We start from the raw sequence: 19,098 nt of genomic DNA, 5'->3' as shown, positions 1-19,098 counted from the left end.
ATGACGGCAGCCACGCAACTGCGACTGGAGATTCCAGAGCTCAAAAACGCTGAACAAACGGAACTGCACCCGAACCTGAACCGTGCTCACGTGCGCTTCATCGGCCTGGGCAAAACCTACAACGGCCAGCAAGGTCCGGTCGCCGCGCTGCACGGCATCGACCTGGCGATCCAGCGCGGCGAGGTATTCGGCATCATCGGCCGCAGCGGCGCCGGCAAGTCGTCGCTGATCCGCACCATCAACCGTCTGGAACAACCGAGCACGGGGCGCGTACTGATCGATCAGGTCGACATCGGCGAGTTCGATGAAGACCGCCTGGTGGCGCTGCGTCGGCGCATCGGCATGATCTTCCAGCACTTCAACCTGATGTCGGCCAAGACCGTTTGGCAGAACGTCGAGTTGCCGCTGAAAGTCGCCGGTGTGCCGAAGGAAAAACGCGAGCAGAAAGTCCGCCAATTGCTGGAACTGGTAGGCCTGCAAGAGAAACACAAGGCCTACCCGGCGCAGCTGTCCGGCGGGCAGAAACAGCGCGTCGGCATCGCTCGCGCCTTGGTGCATGACCCGGCGATTCTGCTGTGCGACGAAGCCACTTCGGCACTGGACCCGGAAACCACCCAATCAATCCTCGGCCTGCTGCGCGAGATCAATCAGCGCCTGGGCCTGACCATCGTGCTGATCACCCACGAGATGGCGGTAATCCGCGATATCTGCGACCGAGTCGTGGTGCTGGAACACGGGCGAATCGTCGAACAAGGGCCGGTCTGGGAAGTCTTCGGCAACCCGCAGCACGAGGTCAGCAAAACCTTGCTGGCGCCGTTGCAACACGGTTTGCCGCAAGAACTGCAAAGCCGCTTGCAGGCACATCCACAGTCCTCGGACGCCGCTGTTGTCCTGCGTTTGCAGTTCACCGGCAGCGCCAGCGACGAGCCCGACCTGGCCGCGTTGTTCAGTGCCCTCGGCGGTCGCGTGCGCTTGCTGCAAGGTGGCGTGGAACGGATTCAGGGCCATGCTCTCGGGCAATTGCTGCTGGCGGTGACCGGTTCGTCCCTCGGCGCAGAGGAATTGCGTCAACGCGCCGGCAACTGGGCGCAACAGGTGGAGGTGCTGGGTTATGTGGTTTGATCGCTTGCTGCAAGGCTTCATCGACACCTTCCTGATGGTCGGCGTGTCGTCATTGATCGCGCTACTGGCGGGTATTCCGCTGGCGGTAATCCTGGTCACCAGTTCCAAGGGCGGAATCTATGAAGCGCCAGCGCTGAACCGTGCGTTGGGCGCATTCGTGAACCTGTTCCGCTCGATTCCGTTTCTGATTTTGATGGTGGCACTGATTCCGTTTACCCGGTTGATCGTCGGTACCACGTACGGCGTTTGGGCGGCGGTGGTGCCGCTGACCATCGCCGCCACGCCTTTTTTTGCGCGCATTGCCGAAGTCAGTTTGCGGGAGGTGGACCACGGGTTGATCGAAGCGGCGCAGGCGATGGGTTGCCGGCGCTGGCATATCGTTTGGCATGTGTTGCTGCCTGAGGCGCTGCCGGGGATTGTCGGGGGTTTCACGATTACGTTGGTGACGATGATCAACTCGTCGGCCATGGCCGGGGCGATTGGTGCGGGTGGACTGGGGGACATCGCCTACCGGTACGGGTATCAGCGGTTTGATAGCCAGATCACGTTGACGGTGATTGTGTTGCTGGTGGTGTTGGTGGCGGTGATTCAGTTGGGCGGGGATCGGTTGGCGCGGGGTCTCAATAAGCGTTGAGCCTGGCTGAAGTTATTAGTTGTCAGTGATACCGCTTTCGCGAGCAAGCCCGCTCCCACAATGATCGCGTCGTACACAAATCTTGTGTTCACTGCAGGTCAACTGTGGGAGCGGGCTTGCTCGCGAATGGCTGCGAAGCAGTCACCGGCTTCATGGCGTATATTCGGCAAATCCCAATCGCCTGCGCAGCCGACCATGAAACAGACCCCCACCGACCTCGAGCAGATCACCTCCACCACCCTGGGCCATTACAACTCGGTGGCTGAAAGTTTTCGCGAAGGGACTCGCGATCATGATGTCAGCCAGAACATTGCTGCGCTGCTGCGGCATATTCAGGGTGAGGCGCCGTTCGACATTCTCGATTTTGGCTGCGGGCCGGGGCGTGATTTGCAAACCTTCACGCGCATGGGCCATTCCGCTGTCGGGCTTGATGGCTCGGAGAAGTTTGCGCAGATGGCCCGACAGGACAGCGGTTGTGAAGTCTGGCAGCAGGATTTCCTGAAGCTGGATTTGCCTGCCGAGCGCTTTGACGGGATCTTTGCCAATGCGGCGCTGTTTCATATCCCGACCCAAGAGCTGCCCCGGGTGTTGAAGGCGTTACACGGGGCTTTGAAACCGGGTGGTGTGTTGTTCAGTTCAAACCCTCGTGGTGAGAATCAGGAGGGCTGGAACGGGCCGCGTTATGGGGCGTACCACGATCTTGAGACGTGGCAGCAATTGCTGACGGCGGCGGGGTTTGTGGAACTGGAGCATTACTACCGGCCGGCGGGGCTGCCGCGGGAGCAGCAGCCTTGGCTGGCGAGTGTCTGGCGTAAGCCGGCGTAGCCTGTCAGAACGCAATCGCGAGCAGGTTCGCGACGGTTTTCTAACGTTGCACAGCGACTTGATAGGTTGTCACTCCCCCGTTCGCGTCAAACGCGGTGATGCTTCGATTGGCCAACTGTCGCCCATCAATCTCTCGTTCGCGCACATCAAAATTCGCCACCAACCTGGTGCCATCGGCGAACGTTGTCTGCTGCACCTGACGATCCTCAGTCAGCCAACGGAAACCTGTCATCGCCTGAGTCGCCAGACGCTCATGCAGCGGGCGGAAGAACACATCCTGACGCGCAATCGCCGGTAACCGCTGCTTCAGCGTCGCCGCACTCAGGTGATACAGCGGCGGCACGTTGTAGAGCAATTGAGTCAGCTCATTCTCGGCGCGCACATTGCTCAACTTAAGGCTGTCGAACAGCCAATGATGGGTGGTGATCACCGAGCCATGGAACACCGCCTGATAAAGCGGCAAGCGTGTTTGCGGAGCAAAGTGAACCGTGCGGTAGGGTTCCTTGAGCGGCACGGTCTTGAAGAAAACCTGCGGCTGTTCATCAGGAAACCAGCGGCCCAGGTAATAGGGCGACTTCGGATTCTTGCTCATATCCGAATCACCCCAGCCGATCACCGGTGTCTGCATTCCATGGGCAAACAGTACCCCTTGGGCCGTGGTGGCGTTGCCATCCTCGGAGCCGGTCGGTAGCTTCAACGTCTCGTTGACCCAGCGCGAGGCGTCGATGTTGCCTTCGGCATTTTGCGCCTGAGTCATGGTCGCTCCCACACGGTAGCTGTCGAACAGCATGCCGGTGGCGTAGGCGTCCAGAAACCAGCTATTGAACCCCGCCTTGCTCTGTACAGCCTTGATGCGCGCCTCAAGCAATGGCCGAACACAACGCGGATCGGTGTAATGCCCCGATTGCTGAAACCCGCTTTTGAACGTCCCGGTTTCCAGCACGACCGCACATTCCTGGTTGGCTCTGGAGCCCAGATGCGCAGTGGTCCAGTCCGGGTTTTCAGTGATGGTCAGCGCCGTTTCATAGGAATCATAAGGCGCCACCAGATAACCTGCGGCAACCCCTTGACGCACCGTTTCAGGGTGCCAGAGCCCCCCTTCCCAACCCTCGCCAAGGCCTAGCCATAATCGCGACAAGCCTGCAGCTTTCAGTTGTTCGATCGTGGTGGGTGACAAGGTATTGCCCCAGCGTTCCGGGGTTGCCGTCAAAGCATCGGAGAACGCCACTGCCAGCTCTGCACGTAAGACGCCGTAGCCGTCAGCCAGTTTTTGCATGTCCGGTTCGACCACAGACTGCCAGCCGCTGCGGGCCTTCTTGTTGAGCGCAGCATTGAGGCTGCGTAGCAACGTGGCTTGCTGGTAACGATCAAGCGGTGGCTCAGCCCGGGCCAGTAACTGCGAGCTTTCGCCGTCAAAACTGGAACGTAACTCGCTGGCCAGCACGCCATTACCGCGCAACTCTTTCAGCAAAGCTGGCCAGCTTCGAACATCTTCCGGTCCGAGCAGGTCGTTACCCCACAGATAAACATGACTGGCGCCCAGGAGCTTTTTGGCTTCGGGAGTCTTCAGCAGTTTGTCGCTCAAGGTTTCGTATTGCCCGCTGTCGACCAACCATTTCCGATAGCGCCTGGCACCCGCCAACAGATCGACATCACCCAACGACAGCTTGAAAGTCAGCGGTGCATTGGGCTCAAGGGAGGTGAATTGATGATGGACAGTCAGAGCAAGGGTGTTGTTTTCGGCGCTGAAGATCAGGCGATTGTTGTAAGGGTTGGTCATCAGCCAGTTCAGCGTGAAGCCACCGTGATCAACGCCCCACAGCGGCAGACTCAGGTCTTGGGTGGTATTGAACGCCCCCTGATCGAGCAGAAAGGTTTGCCACAGCGGATCACCGGCAGGCACGTAACGCCCCTCGGCCAGCGGCCAGATCAGCCCTTTTCCCATAGAACTGCCAGGCTGTTTCAGAAAGCTCAGCTCCCCGGAATCACGGGCGATGATGGACAGGGACAGGTCACGCTGATCGAGGGCGGCACTGAGCGTCCAGGCGCCGTCATCCCACTGCCAGTCCATGCGATTGGCGCTTTGCTTGAGGTTGCTGACCTTATACCCGGTAACGCCCGACGAGGCTTGCACTGGCGAATGTTGTGCGGGGGTGACGCGAATCGCCAGCGTGGCGGGATCGAGTTCGACGCGCCACTGCGAATTTTCCAGCACATTGCCGGCCAGCGTCGGGGGTGAACACAACAGAGCGCCGAGCAACAGCACATAGCGCAGACAATGAGTCATCGGTGACATCGAAGCCCCTCCTCCATTTGGAAAGGGACCGTACAGCAACGCACCGACCATGTAAGTAGGACCGTTCCCAAACATCACTCGGGAACGATCAACGCACCAATTACTGCGCTTCCTTTTTCGGTTCGCGAATTTTGTACCAGGCCACATACAGCGCCGGCAAAAACAGCAGCGTCAGCAACGTCGCAATAATAATCCCGCCAATCATCGCGTAGGCCATCGGCCCCCAGAACACTTCCCGGGCGATCGGAATCATCCCCAGGCTCGCTGCCGCTGCCGTCAGCAGAATCGGCCGGCGACGATGCTCCGTGGCTTGCACCACCGCATCCCACGGTGCATGACCGTCCTTCTCCAGGGCATCGATCTGTGTCACCAGAATCACCGAGTTGCGGATGATGATGCCGATCAGCGCCAGAATCCCGAGGATCGCCACAAAGCCCATCGGCGTGCCCGTCGGGATCAGCGCGAGCACCACGCCGATCAAGCCGAGCGGCGCGACGCTGGCCACCAGGAACAGCTTCTGCACGCTGTGCAACTGGATCATCAGGAAGGTCGCCATCAAAAACAGCATCAACGGCACGACCTTGGCAATCGGCCCTTGGGCCTTGCCGCTTTCCTCGACGGTACCGCCAGTGGCGACCTTGTAGCCCACCGGCAAACTGGCGGCGAATTTATCGATGTCGGGTTGGAGTTGTTTCACCAGGTCGGTCGGCTGAATCTCATCGCGCACCGCCGCCTTGATGGTGATGGTCGGTTTGCGGTCTCGGCGCCAGACCAGCGGCTGCTCAAGCTCATAACGCACGGAAGCGAACGCCAGCAGCGGAATCGACGTGCCGCCCGGTGTGACGATCTGCAAATTCTGCAGGGTTTCCGGGGTGCCGCGTTCGGCGTCTTCCGCACGCCCTACCACGTTGATCAGGTAGATATCGTCATCGACCTGAGTCACTGGCGCACCGACCACAATGCTGTTCATCAGGTTGGCCACGTCTTCTGACGACAGTCCCAATTGCCGCGCCTTGTCTTGCGCGATGTCGATGCGCAGGACTTTGCCCGGTTCGTTCCAGTCGTAAATGATCTCGCCGATATGGGTGTTTTTATCCAGCTCGGTGGCCAGGGCGATGGCGTGCTTGCGCACCTGATCGATGTCCTTGCCGCTGACCCGGTACTGAATCGGCCGCCCCACTGGCGGGCCCATTTCCAGCGCCTGGACGTAGCTGCCGATACCGACAAAATCCTTGCGCAGACGCTCGCGCAAGCGTTGGCTAAGCGCGTTGCGCGATTCCAGCCCTTTGCTGACGATCACCAATTGCGCGTAGTACGGGTTCTGCAATTGCTGGTCGAGGGGCAGGTAGAAACGGATCGCACCTTCGCCGATGTAGGTGCTCCAGCGCACGATGTCCGGGTCGCCCTTGAGCGTCGCCTCGAGCTTGTCCACCGCCTTGCGGGTTTCGGCGATCGAAGCGTTTTGCGGCAGGTTCAGGTCGACGAGAATTTCCGGGCGGTCCGAAGACGGGAAGAACTGGTTCTGCACGAACTGCATGGAAAACACCGACGCCACAAACAGGGCAACGGTGATGCCGATCGCCCACCAGCGATTGCGCATGGCCCAAAGCAAGCCGTAATTGAACGACCGACCGATGCGCCCCGGTTCGGCGTCGTGAGGCTTCACGTTGGCGCTGAGGATGTGCACGCCGATCACCGGGGCGAACAGCACCGCGACAACCCACGACACGATCATGGCCACCGCGATCACCGCGAACAGCGTGAAGGTGTACTCGCCGGCCGAGCTGGCATTCAGGCCGATGGGCACGAAACCGGCCACCGTCACCAACGTACCGGTGAGCATCGGGAACGCGGTCGAGGTGTAGGCGAACGTAGCGGCCTGCTCCTTGGTATCGCCCATTTCCAGGCGCGTGACCATCATCTCTACGGTAATCATCGCGTCATCCACCAACAGCCCGAGGGCGATGATCAACGCGCCGAGGGAAATCCGCTGCATGGTAATGCCGCTGTATTCCATGAAGACGAAGACCATCGCCAGCACCAGCGGAATCGAACAGGCCACCACCAATCCGGCGCGGACGCCGAGGCTAATAAAGCTGACGATCAGCACGATCACCACCGCTTCGAACAACGCGCTGGTGAAGCCGCCGACGGCTTTTTCCACCACTTCGGCCTGGTCGGAGACGTTGTGCACGCCGACACCCACCGGCAGGTCGGCGGTCAGGTCATTCATGCGCTGGTGCAACGCCTTGCCGAACACCTGGATGTTGCCGCCCTTCTTCATCGCAATGGCGAGGCCAATGGCAGGATGGCCGTTAAAGCGGAATTCCGGTGTTGACGGGTCAACATAGCCACGGCTGATGTCGGCGACGTCGGCCAAGCGGTAGAAGCGATCGTTGAGCCGCAGGTTGACGTTTTCCAGGTCCTTCTCGGAAGCAAACTGCCCGGACGTGCGCACGGAAATCCGCTCGGGACCGGCCTCGATGACACCGGCCGGGGTCACCGCGTTTTGCGATTGCAGGCTCTGCACCACCTGACGCTGATCGATGCCCAGCGCCGCCAGTTTGCGGGTGGAGAAGTTCAGGTAGAAGACTTCATCCTGCTCGCCGACCATCTCGACCTTGCCCAGCCCCGGCACTTCGCGGATCTCGGCGCGGACTTGCTCGACGTAATCGCGCAATTGGCGCATCGACAAACCGTCGGCGGTAAAGGCGTACACCGAACCGAACACGTCACCGAATTCATCGTTGAATCCCGGCCCTTGCAGGCCTTGAGGGAAGTCGCCGCGAATGTCGTTGATCTTCTTGCGCACCTGGTACCAGATTTCCGGGATGTCCTTGGCGCTGGTGGTATCACGCAAGTTTACGAAGACCGTCGACTCGCCGGGGCGGGTGTAGCTTTTCACGTAGTCGAGCGAGTCGAGCTCTTCGAGTTTTTTCTCGATCCGGTCAGTGACCTGCTTGAGGGTTTCTTCCTGGGTCGCGCCCGGCCAGCGAGTCTGGATCACCATGGTTTTGATGGTGAACGACGGGTCTTCCTCGCGGCCCAGGTTCAGGTACGAGAAGACGCCCATCAGCAGCGCGACGAACATCAAATACCAGACAAACGACTGATGCTTGAGGGCCCATTCGGATAAGTTGAAACTCCCTTTCATTGCGGGCTGTCCTCATCGTTTTTCACTTTCTGCCCCGCTTTCAGGCTGTTCACGCCAGCACTGACCACCCGCTCGCCGGACTTCACGCCATTGGCCAGGACCATCGTTGAGTCAGTGCGGCTGATCAGGCTGACGTCTCGCGGGGAAACGGTTTGGGTCTGCGGATCAATGACCCAGATCCGCGGTTTGCCATCGACCTCCTGAAGCGCGGTCAGGGGCAGCTCGATACGCGGTTTGATCGCGGAGCTGAGGGTCACGCTGATGGCCGTGCCCAGGCGAAACCCCGGTGGCGTGTCGGTCAGTGTCAGGCGGGCGCGACGGGTGCGGGTCGCGCTTTGCGCCTGGGGTTCGATTTCGCGAATGATGGCGGTGGTGGTGATGCTCGGGTCGAGCTGGACGGCCACCTGAAACACCACGTCTTCCGGCAACTGGTCGACCAGGGTGTCCGGCAGGTCGATCACCGCTTCCTTGATGTCCGGCTGCGCCAGGGTTACCACTTGCTGGCCGGCGCTGACGACTTGCCCGGCTTCGGCGTTCCACGCGGTGACGATGGCTTTGTGATCGGCGTGCAGTTCGACGTAGTTGAGCTGGTCCTTGGCCTGATCGACCGCAGCCTTCGCTTGATCGAGAGAGGCCTGGGTGGTTTTGAGGTCGGTTTGTGCGATGTCGAGTTGCGCCTGGGCGCCCACGCCGCGATCGAACAACTCTTGCTGACGCCGGGCGTTGGCCTGGGCGTTGATGAGTTGCGCCTGGACGCTGGCCAGATCACCCTGAGCGGAGCGCAACTGGTTCTGCTGATCGGTGGGGTCGAGGGTGGCGAGCAACGCGCCCTTTTCGACTTCGGCACCGACATCGACATGACGGCTGGCAATGCGCCCCGGCACCCGGAACCCGACATTGCTTTCATACCGCGCCTGGATACTGCCGGCGAAGCGGCCCAGGCTTTCTTCGTCCAGGGACTGGACCTTGATGGACAGCACCGGACGCACAGGCTCCGGCGGCGGTTCCTTTTTCGAGCAGGCCACCAGCATCACACCGGCGCATACCAGTAACAGACGCTTCATGGCTGGGCTCCCGCGGCTAAATCCTTATAGGTGTTTTCGGCGATTTCCACCTTCACGCCAGGGTGCAGCAACTGGCCGCCGGCGATGACCACTTTTTCGCCACCCTTCAGGCCGGCGCTGATGATCACTTTGCCCGTCAAGTAGCGACCGACGGTGACGGTGTGCAGCTGTGCCTTGCCCTCGTTGTCCACCAGCCACACCGCCGGCTCGCTGAGATTTTTCGTCAGTGCCGACCAGGGCAGTTCGACCGCCGACTTGCCTGGCGTCTGGGCCGTGGCACTCACCACCGAACCGAGCTGCATGCCTTCCGGCAGTCCGTTGAGCGTGACTTTGACCTGCACCGTGCCGGTCTGCGCGGAGACGGCCGGGGTGATTTCCCGAACGGTGCCGGTGGTTTTGATCGCGGGGTTGTCGAGCAGGCTGACGACCACCGTTTTACCCTCTGGTGGCTCTGTCAGCAGCGATTCGTAGACGTTGAACACGGCGTCGCGCTCACCGTCCCGGGCCAGGCTGAAAATCGGCACGGTGGCCTGCACCACCTGGCCGACCTCGGCCTGACGCGCGGTAATCACCCCCGGCGCGTCGGCAATCAGCGCGGTGTAGCCCAGTTGCTCCCGGGCGTTGGCCAACTGCGCCTGAGCGGCAGTCAGCGCACTCTGACTGCTGCGCAAAGCGGCTTGGGCGGAATCGAACTCGCTTTGGCTGGTATAGCCCTTGGGCAGGAGTTTTTGCTGGCGAACGAAAGCGGCGGCGGTCTGTTTGACCCGGGCCTGTTCGGCAACAACCTGCGCCTGGGCCGAGTCGACGCTGGTTTGCAGGTCCTTGGGATCGAGCTTGGCCAGAACCTGTTTGGCCGAAATACGATCACCGACATCGGCTGTACGCTGGATGATCTTGCCGCCAACGCGGAACGACAGGTCGGTCTGGACCCGTGCCTGAACATCACCGGTCAGGGTCACCGTCGCCGCGTAATCCGCAGGTTTTACCTCTTGCACGAATACCCGCGGACGGTCCTTTTCGACCGGTTTTTTATCGTCACAGGCGCTCAGCAGAACAAGGAGGCTCAGGCCAACCACTGTTTTCAATCCGGGACCCACCATGCAGACTCCTTTGCATTGCACGAACGTGCCAATGGCGATACGACTGTGAGCGTAGAACAGGGTTCCAAGGGTGCGCCTCACAGTTTGAAATAAAGCCTGGCGCACGATGACGTCGACAATAAGGCAGAATCCCGCACCACGCAGCAGGAAGCTTCCCATGCTCAAAACCCTCGCGGTGGCCAATTACCGCTCGATCAATAAATTGGTGATTCCGCTGGGTCGCTTGAACCTGATCACCGGCCCCAACGGCAGCGGCAAATCCAACCTCTACCGCGCGCTGCGCCTGCTGGCGGAAACCGCTCAGGGCGGCGTGGTCAATGCGTTGGCCCGCGAGGGTGGGCTGGATTCGACCTTTTGGGCCGGCCCGGAAAACATCAGCCGACGGATGCGTAACGGCGAAGTCCCGATCCAGGCGAGCGTACGGCACGGCGCCAAACGCCTGCGCCTGGGGTTTACCGGGGAGGACTTCGGATACTCGATCAGCCTCGGACTACCCGACTCCAACGGCCACTTCATGCTACCCGGGCACAGTTCACCCATTGCGTCACGTTTCAGCCTGGACCCGCAAATCAAACGCGAATGCGTCTGGGCCGGGGCGTTTTATCGTCCGGCGAGCCTGCTGGTGGATCGCGACGGGCCTATGATCCGCGCCCGAGCCAACCGCAGCTGGGACGTGCTGGCCCAGCACACACCGACTTTTGACAGCCTGTTCGACCAGGTCGGCAGCTTGCGTACTTCGCCAGAGGTTCTGGAAATGCGCGAGTTCATCCGTCGCTGGCGCTTCTACGATCACTTTCGCAGTGACGCCGATGCCCCCGTGCGCCAACCGCAACTCGGCACCCGCACGCCGGTGCTGCACCACGACGGTCGCGACCTGGCGGCAGCCTTGCAGACCATCATCGAAATCGGCGACCCCGAGGCGCTGCAAGCGGCCATCAGCGACGCCTTCCCCGGCGCGAGACTGAACATCGAATCGCTGCCCGGTGGACGCTTTGCCATCGAGTTTTATCAGGAAGGCTTGTTGAGGCCCTTGTCGGCGGCCGAGTTGTCGGACGGGACGCTGCGCTATTTGCTGCTGGTCGCAGCGCTGCTGACGCCCAGGCCGCCGACGCTGATGGTGTTGAACGAGCCGGAGACCAGTTTGCACCCGGATCTGTTGCCGGCGTTGGCGCGGTTGATTATTCACGCTTCCGAGCAGTGTCAGGTGTGGGTGGTTTCTCATGCCCGGCGGCTGATTTCGGCGGTGCAGGAGGACCCGGAGTGCAATTGCATTGTGTTGGAGAAGACATTGGGACAGACGGGGATTGTGGGGCAGCGGATGCTGGATGAGCCGGCATGGTATTGGCCGGATTGATCTGCGCCTGACAAAAAGCATTCGCGAGCAAGCCCGCTCCCACATTTGATCGGGGACGGACACAAATCTTGACGCAAAAAACTATCCTCCGCATTTGCTGCGGCAACGGAAGACGACTATTTTTCTTTGCGCTGTAGGAAGGATCTTTTTTTCGGATTACCCCTCCAAGGATGCACAGCTTTTGGCCAGACTCCCCGGCCGAACCATCACAAGGAAGAGAAAAATGGCTGACGTAAAAATGCCACAGCGGCTGGATCCGCAGGACATCGTGAAGTTGTTGATGGCGTTGCGCAGGGCGTTGAATACGCGGGGGTAATTAGAACCTCCCCTCACCTTAACCCTCTCCCCTGTGGGGAGAGGGCTGGGGTGAGGGGGGGTTCTAAAGCCAGACCAATGCTCGAAAATTTCCGTCCTCAAACAAAAAAACGCCGACGCTATATCAGCCGTCGGCGTTTGAAACCTTGAAGGGTTTGATGCTGCGTCGAATCAGAACGCCGGCAATACCGCGCCGCTGTACTTCTTCTCGATGAATGCTTTCACTTCCGGGCTGGTCAACGCTTTGGCCAGTTTCTGAATAGCTACGCTGTCCTTGTTGTCCGGACGAGCCACCAGGAAGTTCACGTAAGGCGAATCTGCACCTTCGATCACCAGCGCGTCTTTAGCCGGGTTCAGACCTGCTTCCAGCGCGTAGTTGGTATTGATCATGTCCAGGTCGACCTGGTCCAGAACACGCGGCAGCATGGCCGATTCCAGTTCCTTGAACTTGAAGTTGTGGGGGTTTTTGGCGATGTCTTTCGGGGTGGCCAAGGCGTTTTTCGGGTCTTTCAACTCGATCAGGCCAGCTTTCTGCAGCAAGATCAGGGCGCGGCCGCTGTTGCTGCCTTCGTTCGGGATCGCGATGGTTGCGCCGTCTTTCAGCTCAGCCAGGGTTTTGACTTTCTTCGAGTAGCCGCCAAAGGGTTCGACGTGCACGCCGATCACGGTCACCAGGTTGGTGCCTTTGCCTTCGTTGAAGCTTTTCAGGTATGGCAGGGTCTGGAAGTAGTTGGCATCCAGACGCTTCTGGTCGACCTGTACGTTCGGCTGAACGTAGTCGGTGAATACTTTGATTTCCAGGTCCACGCCTTCTTTGGCGAGGGTTGGCTTGATCAGTTCCAGAATCTCGGCGTGTGGAACCGGGGTCGCCGCCACCACCAGTTTCTCGCCAGCCTGGGCCAGGCCCGCGGTCAGGGCAGCCGCCAATGCGGTGAACAACAGAACCTTTTTCATGCAGTGTCCTTATCGAAAATCACGGTCGTCATCGACGACGGCTTGTTTAGTACAGGTGCCAGTGAAGTGCTATCGCTGGCGTGACGCGGACAATACCGGGATTTTTTATTCCCGAACAATATCTTTTATTCACTTTCATATTCCATTTTGTTCATACAGCTCTAACTCACGCATCTACCCGTAGGAGCAAAGCTTGCTCGCGATTCTGGCGACGCGGTCTGTCTGGAAAACGCTATCGCGGGCAAGCCTTGCTCCTACAAGAGCGCGGTGTTTTTGAGGAGTTGTTTCAAGGCTTCTTTCTCTGCGATGGAACCATTGCCGAGGATTTGCTTCAGTTGCCGCTCAATCTGCACCAATGACGCAGGCGCTTCAGGCAGATTCAAATGCTCGGGCAAAATCTCATCGCCGGTGCTGACCAGCAACGCAAAGTGAATGACGTTCTCCAGCTCCCGGGTGTTGCCCGGCCAACTGTGTTGCTCTAACAGATGCTGCGCGGCTTCGCTGATCAGCGGCACTGGCAGGTCCAGGCGCTGGCTATAGATGCCGAGGAAATATTCGGACAGCGACAGAATATCGCCCACTCGTTCACGCAAGGCTGGCAGTTCAAGCTGGCCTTCGCTGAGGTAGTGGTAGAGCCGCTCATGGAATTTTCCAGCGGCCACCGCTTGAGCCAGGTCGATGCTGGTAGCCGCCACCAGGCGTACATCCACCGGGCTGGGTTGGTGAGCGCCGACACGGGTGACTTCGTGGTTTTCCAGCGCCGCGAGCAATTTGATCTGGATCGGCAGCGGCAAGTCGCCGATCTCATCCAGGTAGAGCGTCCCGCCGTTGGCAGAACCGAACCAGCCCGCGCGACTGCTGGCCGAACCGCTGTAACTGCCAGCGGCATAACCGAACAATTCCGCATCGGCGTAGGTCGGACTGATCGCGCCGCAGTTGACCGAGACGAACAACCCGCCACGATCACTCGCACGATGGATGTGCCGCGCGAGCAACTCCTTGCCGCTGCCGGTTTCGCCACGGATCAATACCGAGATCGAGCGCGGCGCCAATAGCTCCAGCTCCTGGCGTAACTGACGGGAACGCGGATCGACAAACACCAGCGCCTTGGCGCGAATGCTCAGGGGACTTTTTTCGGCGTCGGGGAAAGTCAGCAATGGCTGACCGAAGGCTTCAAAACTCATGGCAGACTCCCGCCCAAAAACCGCCGGGAGACGGTGGGCGTTTTTAAAAAACAAAAGCAAAAAAGAAAAGGTTCAAGCGCGGCGCAGGGCGTGGTGTTCCATTCGGTTTTGCAAGCGATAGAGATAAGCAAAACCCTGCTCCCAGCGCTGGTGACCGGACTTCACATTGATGTGTCCGGCACCCGACAAAATCCCCGCCTCGGCGCCCCAGTTGCGCGCCAGCTCCATCGCACGCGGCGCGCTGACGGCGCTGTCGTTGTCGGAGCTGACAACCTGACTCGGGAACGGCAGCAGGTGGGTTGGAATCGGCGCGAAATTGCGCAGGGCCGGTGCGCAGGCCGCACGCTCGACGTCCGCCGGGGCGACCAGCAAGGCGCCGCGAACCTGACGCAAATACTGCACGGGCGCCGTGGCGGCCCAATGCGCGACAGTGATGCAACCCAGGCTATGGGCGATCAGGATCACCGGGGTGCTGTCGGCGGCAATCGCCTCAGCCAGTGCCGCGACCCAGTCTTCACGACGCGGCGTCAGCCAGTCGGCCTGTTCCACCCGCGCGCTATTCGGCAGGCTGTTCTGCCAATGGCTTTGCCAATGATCTTCTGGCGATCCTTGCCAGCCCGGCACAATCAGGTAGCGAATTGATTCGTTGCGCATGGGGGAACTCTCCTGCTGCGTGTCTGTTCCTGAGCGAGTATAGGGAGGAGAGTTATATCCGTTAAGGAATAAGAAGCTATTTATTAAGATCCATATCGAATATGCAACACGATCCATGTGGGAACGGCGGTGCGCACTTTACTGAGGACAAAAAAAGGGACCGCACCCTGCCAAGGAGACGGCCCCGGAAACTCAACATTTGATAGCGCGATGATTGGCTGTAATGGTTATCTAATAAAGGAATATTTAATTACTTTGTTAGATCCAAAACACATATATCAATCAGCGATACAGCAACCACCAAACAGCCCTGCTTGCGTCATAACGTATCGTCCTTTTGGGTCAGATTGATGACGGGCTGAGTTTCCGGACACATCGATCAAGCCTGAGCGGCACGCACCTCCTGCGCCTCTGTTGCTTCCTTGCGCACAAATCGATTCGCACGCCCAAACGTCCCGAAATCATTGAACCGCACCCCCATCTCGCGCATCACTTTATGCGCCACCGACACGGTCATCTGACGGATGTAAAACGGTTCCTTCACCACAAAATGATGAATCCCGTGCGTGCTGCCGAAGTTGAAGCAGAACGCCTGCAACGGCCACATCCACCAAGGGTTCAGCACCTGGGTCTGCTGGATCACATTGCCCGGCTCCACGTCACCGTAGTAGTGCATGTTCGAGCTGACGAAATGCAGGCAAAAGGTACGCAACACGTTCGGGCCGATGATCACCACGGCAGCGATATCGATCACCTGCATCACCGACAAAGTGGTCGCCGACCATTCGAAAGGCGTACCCAGCAGATGAGCGATGCCATTGGCCGCATGGAAGCCCAGGAACATGTACCAAGCGCCCCAATGCACCAGCGCCAGCGGCGCGTAGACCTTCAGCGCGCGCTTGATGATGCTGATCTTGTGAGCCCAGGTCCTGGCCCGCAGCATACGAATGAACGCTGACATCACGTTGTCGCCGACCATCAAAAGCCGCGCAAAACCCCAGGGTTCGCCGTTGGTAATGGCGCGCTCTTCCATGTCGGATTCTGTGCCGGAGACTTTGTGGTGATTGAGGTGCAGATGCCGACGAATCCACGGATTGATCGTGCTCGGCCGCGCCAGCCACACCAGTCCCATCATCAGGTTGTGCGGCACGCGCTGTTTGCGGAAGTACATGCTATGAATCAGATCGTGTTCCAGCTCGTGGGTCAACGAGGCAAAAAATGCGTTGAGCAACAGGCATGCCCACCACGCCATGTGCCCGGTCATGTAGAGCGTCGCCGACCCCATCATGCCGACCAGCGCGAAGGCCAGAATACCCGCGCCCAAGGCGTCCTGATGGTTGAGAATCGGGTAGCGCTGACGCAGTTCGACCCCCTTGGCCAGCACCACTTGGCGAATATGCGCTGATCGCTGAGCAACATTCAGTCGCTGGGGACTTGCAGAAGTACCGTCCATGCTTCCATCCTCTGGTTATTGATGTTCGCATCCTGCCTTGTGAGCCCTCGCAAAGCGGTAGCCGTGAACGCCAACCTGTTGACCGGAAGCGCCAATCAGCATGACTGAACCGACCTCCCTCGCCAGCTGGACCCGCGCCCTGCGCAAGCAACTCGATGCGCTGGGCCTCGACAGCACCGCCCTGTGCCAACAGGCGGGGCTCGACCCGCAACTGATGGACGACCCGAACGCCCGTTACCCGTTGTCCGGTACCACGCGCCTGTGGGAAATCGCGGTGCAAGTCAGCGGCGACCCGGCGATTGGTTTGCGGGTATCGCGCTTCGTCAGCCCCACCACGTTTCACGCACTCGGTTATGCGCTGGTGGCCAGCGGCAGTCTGCGAGAAGTGTTCGAGCGCATCGTGCGTTATCACCAGGTGGTCAGCGATGCCCTGGACCTGGAACTGACTCGCGCCGAGGACCGCTACCGCTTCCGCCTGAAAATCCCGCCTGGCAATCCGGCCCCGGCCTTCGAAGCCATCGACGCCTTCACGGCGATTTACGTACGCACCTGCCGCAACCGCCTGGGCCGCGATTACGCCCCGCTGGCGGTGTACCTGCGGCGTCCGGAACCGGCGGACCCGCATCAATGGCACAAAGTGTTCCGCTCGCCGGTGTATTTCAACGCCGATGAAGATCGATTGGAGTTCGCTCTGCTGGATTTCGACAGCCACCTGGACGACGCCAACCCGGAACTGGCCGAGCACAACGAAACCGTGCTCAAACGCACCCTCGCCCAACTCAAACCCCTGACCTGGGAACGCAAGGTTCGTGACGCCATCGAGGAGCAATTGCCTGAAGGCGAGCCCAGTGCCGAACACATCGCCCAAGCCCTGCACCTGAGTTTGCGCAGCCTGCAACGGCATCTGGCGGACGAGGGTTGCCGGTTCGATACGCTGCTCAACGAGAGTCGCGAGAACCTGGCGTTGTTGCATCTGCGCGATCCGCAATGCTCATTGAGCGAGATCAGCTATCTGCTGGGATTTGCCGACACGAGCAGCTTCAGCCGCGCGTTCAAGCGCTGGACCGGGATGACACCGGGGCAATTTCGGGATGGGTTGCGGTAAAGGATCCGAGAGGTGTGGTGCCTCGTCCGGCCTCTTCGCGAGCAAGCCCGCTCCCACAGGGGAATGCATTTCAACATGTGGGAGCGGGCTTGCTCCGGGCGGCGTTCCGACGAAGGCGATAGCCCAGACATCGCAGAAACTTCAGCGCCCCCGATCCCGCCGCAATAACTTGCGCACCCGCTTCACCAGTTCACTCACGGCAAACGGCTTGAGCAGGTAATCATCTTCATGCAACTCCAGATCGCGCAGGCGATCCTCGATGCCGTCCCTGGTGGTCAGGAACAGCACCGGCGTGTCACCGAGCTTGCGGATCTGCTGCAGCAACTGCCAGCCATTGAGCCCGGGCAGCATCACGTCGAGGATGATCAGCTCGTATTCGCCAGACTCGATGAAACGGCGGCCATCCATACCGTTGACTGCCACATCGACTGAGTAACTTGCCTCGTTCAGACCTTTAGCCAGGAGTTCGGCGGTCTCCGGTTCGTCTTCCACTAACAGCACACGCATGGCACACCTCGATTGTCGTCATCACAGGCTAGGCGCCTTCACGTCCAAAGCCCACCCCTAATGCCGGGTTTCAGATAATCGCCAACATTCGCAACCGTTGTGCATCCAGAATCTCGATCTCGCCGTACCTGAGATTCACAATCCCCTGCCCCTGCAAGTCCTTGAGAATCTGGTTGGTGGTCTGGCGCGACAGCGAGAGCATCGACGCCAATTGTTCCTGGGGCAGTTGCAACACCCGTCGCGGCGGGTCGATTTCGCCGTAACCCTCGGCGATCATCAGCAAGCGATGAGCCAGTCGAGCGGCGGTTGGCATCAGGCTCAACTGTTCGAGATTGATGAAGGTCAGGCGCAGTTTCTGGCTCATCAGCAATGCCAGTTGCCGCCAGTACGCCGGTTGCTCATCAAGCAACCTCAGCAGCACGGTTTGCGGGATGTGCAACAGGACGCAATGACCCAGACCGAACGCATCATGAGTGCGCGGCTGACTATCAAACAGACAGATTTCGCCGAACCAGTGGGGCGACTCCACCAGGCTCAACAGCGCCTCCTTGCCCTGCTCGCTCACTGCGCCGATGCGCACCGAACCTTCGAGCACCGCGTACAGCCCGCACGGTGGATCGCCGCGTTTGAACAGCCGCTGGCCTGGCGACAACCGCCGCACCCTGGCGGCGGCCAGCAGACTATCCTGTAAAGAAACAGGTAAATGGCTGAACCACTGCCCTTTGTCCAGCCGCGAACGCCAAACCTGCATGTCCATGAAAACTCCTGGAGATTGTCGCCTGCCTGACAGAGCAAAATGTGGACCCGGGGCATGATCCATCACCCAACAGGAGGAACAACAATGAAAAGCCTCGTCGACCATCTCAGTCAATACGCCGCCTACCACCGTGACCCGCGCAATATTGCCAGCCACTTTATCGGTATTCCGCTCATTGTGGTGGCGGTTGCGGTGTTGCTCTCGCGCCCCCAATGGGTCGGAGGCTGGGTTTCACCGGCGGTGCTGATTGCGCTGGCGTCGGCGTGGTTTTACTTGCGCCTGGAATTGCGCCTCGGGGTGTTGATGACCGTGTTGCTCGGCCTGTGCATTTGGGCAGGTCAGGTTCTTGCGCAGCAAAGCACGCTGATCTGGCTGGCAAGCGGCATCGGGATGTTTGTGGTGGGTTGGGCGATTCAGTTTGTCGGTCATCACTACGAAGGACGCAAACCGGCGTTCGTCGATGATGTGACGGGGTTGATTGTCGGGCCGTTGTTTGTGGTGGTTGAGCTGGCGTTTTTGCTGGGGTTGCGGCATGACCTCAAAGAGCAGATCGAGGCGCGGGTGGGTGGTGTGCGTTTGCGACAGAAAGGCGCAGCGGCGTAAGACGCCTTCGCGAGCAA

Annotated in this window: 16 protein-coding genes; 6 read left to right on the top strand and 10 right to left on the bottom strand. The window is 59.8% G+C overall.

The window, feature by feature from the left end:
- The 3 genes from KW848_RS10755 (at nt 1) to KW848_RS10745 (ending at nt 2,581) form a co-directional block, all read left to right on the top strand.
- Nucleotides 1-1,122: a methionine ABC transporter ATP-binding protein gene (locus KW848_RS10755; protein WP_218536796.1), complete on the top strand. Its 1,122-nt coding sequence runs from the start codon at nt 1-3 to the stop codon at nt 1,120-1,122.
- A complete protein-coding gene (locus tag KW848_RS10750) occupies nt 1,112-1,756 on the top strand; it encodes a methionine ABC transporter permease (RefSeq protein ID WP_218536795.1) in 645 nt (214 codons plus the stop codon). The genes KW848_RS10755 and KW848_RS10750 overlap by 11 nt, the downstream gene beginning before the upstream one ends.
- Nucleotides 1,757-1,951: 195 nt before the next feature.
- Entirely contained in the window at nt 1,952-2,581 is a 630-nt protein-coding gene (locus tag KW848_RS10745) for a bifunctional 2-polyprenyl-6-hydroxyphenol methylase/3-demethylubiquinol 3-O-methyltransferase UbiG (RefSeq protein WP_218536794.1), read from the top strand.
- Between the two features lie 40 nt (nt 2,582-2,621).
- Here KW848_RS10745 and KW848_RS10740 read toward each other — a convergent pair whose 3' ends face one another.
- The 4 genes from KW848_RS10740 to KW848_RS10725 all read right to left on the bottom strand — a co-directional run bounded on the left by KW848_RS10740 (nt 2,622) and on the right by KW848_RS10725 (nt 10,195).
- Nucleotides 2,622-4,877: a glycoside hydrolase gene (locus tag KW848_RS10740; protein ID WP_218536793.1), complete on the bottom strand. Its 2,256-nt coding sequence runs from the start codon at nt 4,875-4,877 to the stop codon at nt 2,622-2,624.
- A gap of 100 nt (nt 4,878-4,977) precedes the next feature.
- The gene (locus KW848_RS10735; protein ID WP_218536792.1) at nt 4,978-8,031 is read right to left on the bottom strand and encodes an efflux RND transporter permease subunit; all 3,054 of its coding nucleotides are present in this window, start codon (nt 8,029-8,031) and stop codon (nt 4,978-4,980) included.
- Entirely contained in the window at nt 8,028-9,095 is a 1,068-nt protein-coding gene (locus KW848_RS10730) for an efflux RND transporter periplasmic adaptor subunit (RefSeq protein WP_218536791.1), read from the bottom strand. The genes KW848_RS10735 and KW848_RS10730 overlap by 4 nt, the downstream gene beginning before the upstream one ends.
- Entirely contained in the window at nt 9,092-10,195 is a 1,104-nt protein-coding gene (locus KW848_RS10725) for an efflux RND transporter periplasmic adaptor subunit (RefSeq protein WP_218536790.1), read from the bottom strand. The genes KW848_RS10730 and KW848_RS10725 overlap by 4 nt, the downstream gene beginning before the upstream one ends.
- Nucleotides 10,196-10,352: 157 nt before the next feature.
- Between KW848_RS10725 and KW848_RS10720 the strand changes: the two genes are divergently transcribed.
- On the top strand, nt 10,353-11,549 hold the full coding sequence (locus KW848_RS10720; protein WP_218536789.1) for an AAA family ATPase: 1,197 nt from the start codon (nt 10,353-10,355) through the stop codon (nt 11,547-11,549).
- A gap of 486 nt (nt 11,550-12,035) precedes the next feature.
- Here KW848_RS10720 and KW848_RS10715 read toward each other — a convergent pair whose 3' ends face one another.
- The 4 genes from KW848_RS10715 to KW848_RS10700 all read right to left on the bottom strand — a co-directional run bounded on the left by KW848_RS10715 (nt 12,036) and on the right by KW848_RS10700 (nt 16,109).
- Nucleotides 12,036-12,818 (bottom strand): MetQ/NlpA family ABC transporter substrate-binding protein, encoded by a 783-nt coding sequence (locus KW848_RS10715; RefSeq protein WP_010464830.1) that lies wholly within the window; start codon nt 12,816-12,818, stop codon nt 12,036-12,038.
- Nucleotides 12,819-13,072: 254 nt separating this feature from the next.
- On the bottom strand, nt 13,073-14,002 hold the full coding sequence (locus KW848_RS10710; RefSeq protein ID WP_192409792.1) for a sigma 54-interacting transcriptional regulator: 930 nt from the start codon (nt 14,000-14,002) through the stop codon (nt 13,073-13,075).
- Between the two features lie 72 nt (nt 14,003-14,074).
- Nucleotides 14,075-14,656, bottom strand: a complete 582-nt coding sequence (locus KW848_RS10705) for an alpha/beta hydrolase (RefSeq protein ID WP_218536788.1) — start codon at nt 14,654-14,656, stop codon at nt 14,075-14,077.
- 379 nt (nt 14,657-15,035) lie between these two features.
- Nucleotides 15,036-16,109: a fatty acid desaturase gene (locus KW848_RS10700; protein ID WP_218536787.1), complete on the bottom strand. Its 1,074-nt coding sequence runs from the start codon at nt 16,107-16,109 to the stop codon at nt 15,036-15,038.
- A 100-nt stretch (nt 16,110-16,209) separates the two neighbouring features.
- On the opposite strand from KW848_RS10700, the gene KW848_RS10695 reads away from it, so the two are divergent.
- The gene (locus KW848_RS10695) at nt 16,210-17,214 is read left to right on the top strand and encodes an AraC family transcriptional regulator (RefSeq protein ID WP_218536786.1); all 1,005 of its coding nucleotides are present in this window, start codon (nt 16,210-16,212) and stop codon (nt 17,212-17,214) included.
- Between the two features lie 141 nt (nt 17,215-17,355).
- On the opposite strand, the gene KW848_RS10690 is transcribed toward KW848_RS10695, so the two are convergent.
- Both KW848_RS10690 and KW848_RS10685 read right to left on the bottom strand, forming a co-directional pair.
- Nucleotides 17,356-17,721 carry a response regulator gene (locus KW848_RS10690; protein WP_218536785.1) on the bottom strand — a complete coding sequence of 122 codons (366 nt, stop codon included), beginning with the start codon at nt 17,719-17,721 and terminating at the stop codon, nt 17,356-17,358.
- A gap of 70 nt (nt 17,722-17,791) precedes the next feature.
- Nucleotides 17,792-18,478, bottom strand: coding sequence for a Crp/Fnr family transcriptional regulator (locus KW848_RS10685; RefSeq protein ID WP_218536784.1), 687 nt, complete (start codon nt 18,476-18,478; stop codon nt 17,792-17,794).
- A gap of 84 nt (nt 18,479-18,562) precedes the next feature.
- Between KW848_RS10685 and KW848_RS10680 the strand changes: the two genes are divergently transcribed.
- Entirely contained in the window at nt 18,563-19,081 is a 519-nt protein-coding gene (locus KW848_RS10680) for a DUF962 domain-containing protein (protein WP_218536783.1), read from the top strand.
- Nucleotides 19,082-19,098: the final 17 nt, after the last annotated feature.

It is taken from the genome of Pseudomonas sp. PDM25 (genome assembly GCF_019219045.1).
In the GTDB taxonomy this organism is placed as follows: domain Bacteria; phylum Pseudomonadota; class Gammaproteobacteria; order Pseudomonadales; family Pseudomonadaceae; genus Aquipseudomonas.
This window is presented reverse-complemented; position numbering and strand designations above follow the sequence as displayed.

Coding starts and splice junctions, on each gene's coding strand:
- KW848_RS10755 (WP_218536796.1), top strand. CDS start 1: ATGACGGCAGCCACGCAACTGCGACTGGAGATTCCAGAGCTCAAAAAC.
- KW848_RS10750 (WP_218536795.1), top strand. CDS start 1,112: ATGTGGTTTGATCGCTTGCTGCAAGGCTTCATCGACACCTTCCTGATG.
- KW848_RS10745 (WP_218536794.1), top strand. CDS start 1,952: ATGAAACAGACCCCCACCGACCTCGAGCAGATCACCTCCACCACCCTG.
- KW848_RS10740 (WP_218536793.1), bottom strand. CDS start 4,877: ATGTCACCGATGACTCATTGTCTGCGCTATGTGCTGTTGCTCGGCGCT.
- KW848_RS10735 (WP_218536792.1), bottom strand. CDS start 8,031: ATGAAAGGGAGTTTCAACTTATCCGAATGGGCCCTCAAGCATCAGTCG.
- KW848_RS10730 (WP_218536791.1), bottom strand. CDS start 9,095: ATGAAGCGTCTGTTACTGGTATGCGCCGGTGTGATGCTGGTGGCCTGC.
- KW848_RS10725 (WP_218536790.1), bottom strand. CDS start 10,195: ATGGTGGGTCCCGGATTGAAAACAGTGGTTGGCCTGAGCCTCCTTGTT.
- KW848_RS10720 (WP_218536789.1), top strand. CDS start 10,353: ATGCTCAAAACCCTCGCGGTGGCCAATTACCGCTCGATCAATAAATTG.
- KW848_RS10715 (WP_010464830.1), bottom strand. CDS start 12,818: ATGAAAAAGGTTCTGTTGTTCACCGCATTGGCGGCTGCCCTGACCGCG.
- KW848_RS10710 (WP_192409792.1), bottom strand. CDS start 14,002: ATGAGTTTTGAAGCCTTCGGTCAGCCATTGCTGACTTTCCCCGACGCC.
- KW848_RS10705 (WP_218536788.1), bottom strand. CDS start 14,656: ATGCGCAACGAATCAATTCGCTACCTGATTGTGCCGGGCTGGCAAGGA.
- KW848_RS10700 (WP_218536787.1), bottom strand. CDS start 16,109: ATGGACGGTACTTCTGCAAGTCCCCAGCGACTGAATGTTGCTCAGCGA.
- KW848_RS10695 (WP_218536786.1), top strand. CDS start 16,210: ATGACTGAACCGACCTCCCTCGCCAGCTGGACCCGCGCCCTGCGCAAG.
- KW848_RS10690 (WP_218536785.1), bottom strand. CDS start 17,721: ATGCGTGTGCTGTTAGTGGAAGACGAACCGGAGACCGCCGAACTCCTG.
- KW848_RS10685 (WP_218536784.1), bottom strand. CDS start 18,478: ATGGACATGCAGGTTTGGCGTTCGCGGCTGGACAAAGGGCAGTGGTTC.
- KW848_RS10680 (WP_218536783.1), top strand. CDS start 18,563: ATGAAAAGCCTCGTCGACCATCTCAGTCAATACGCCGCCTACCACCGT.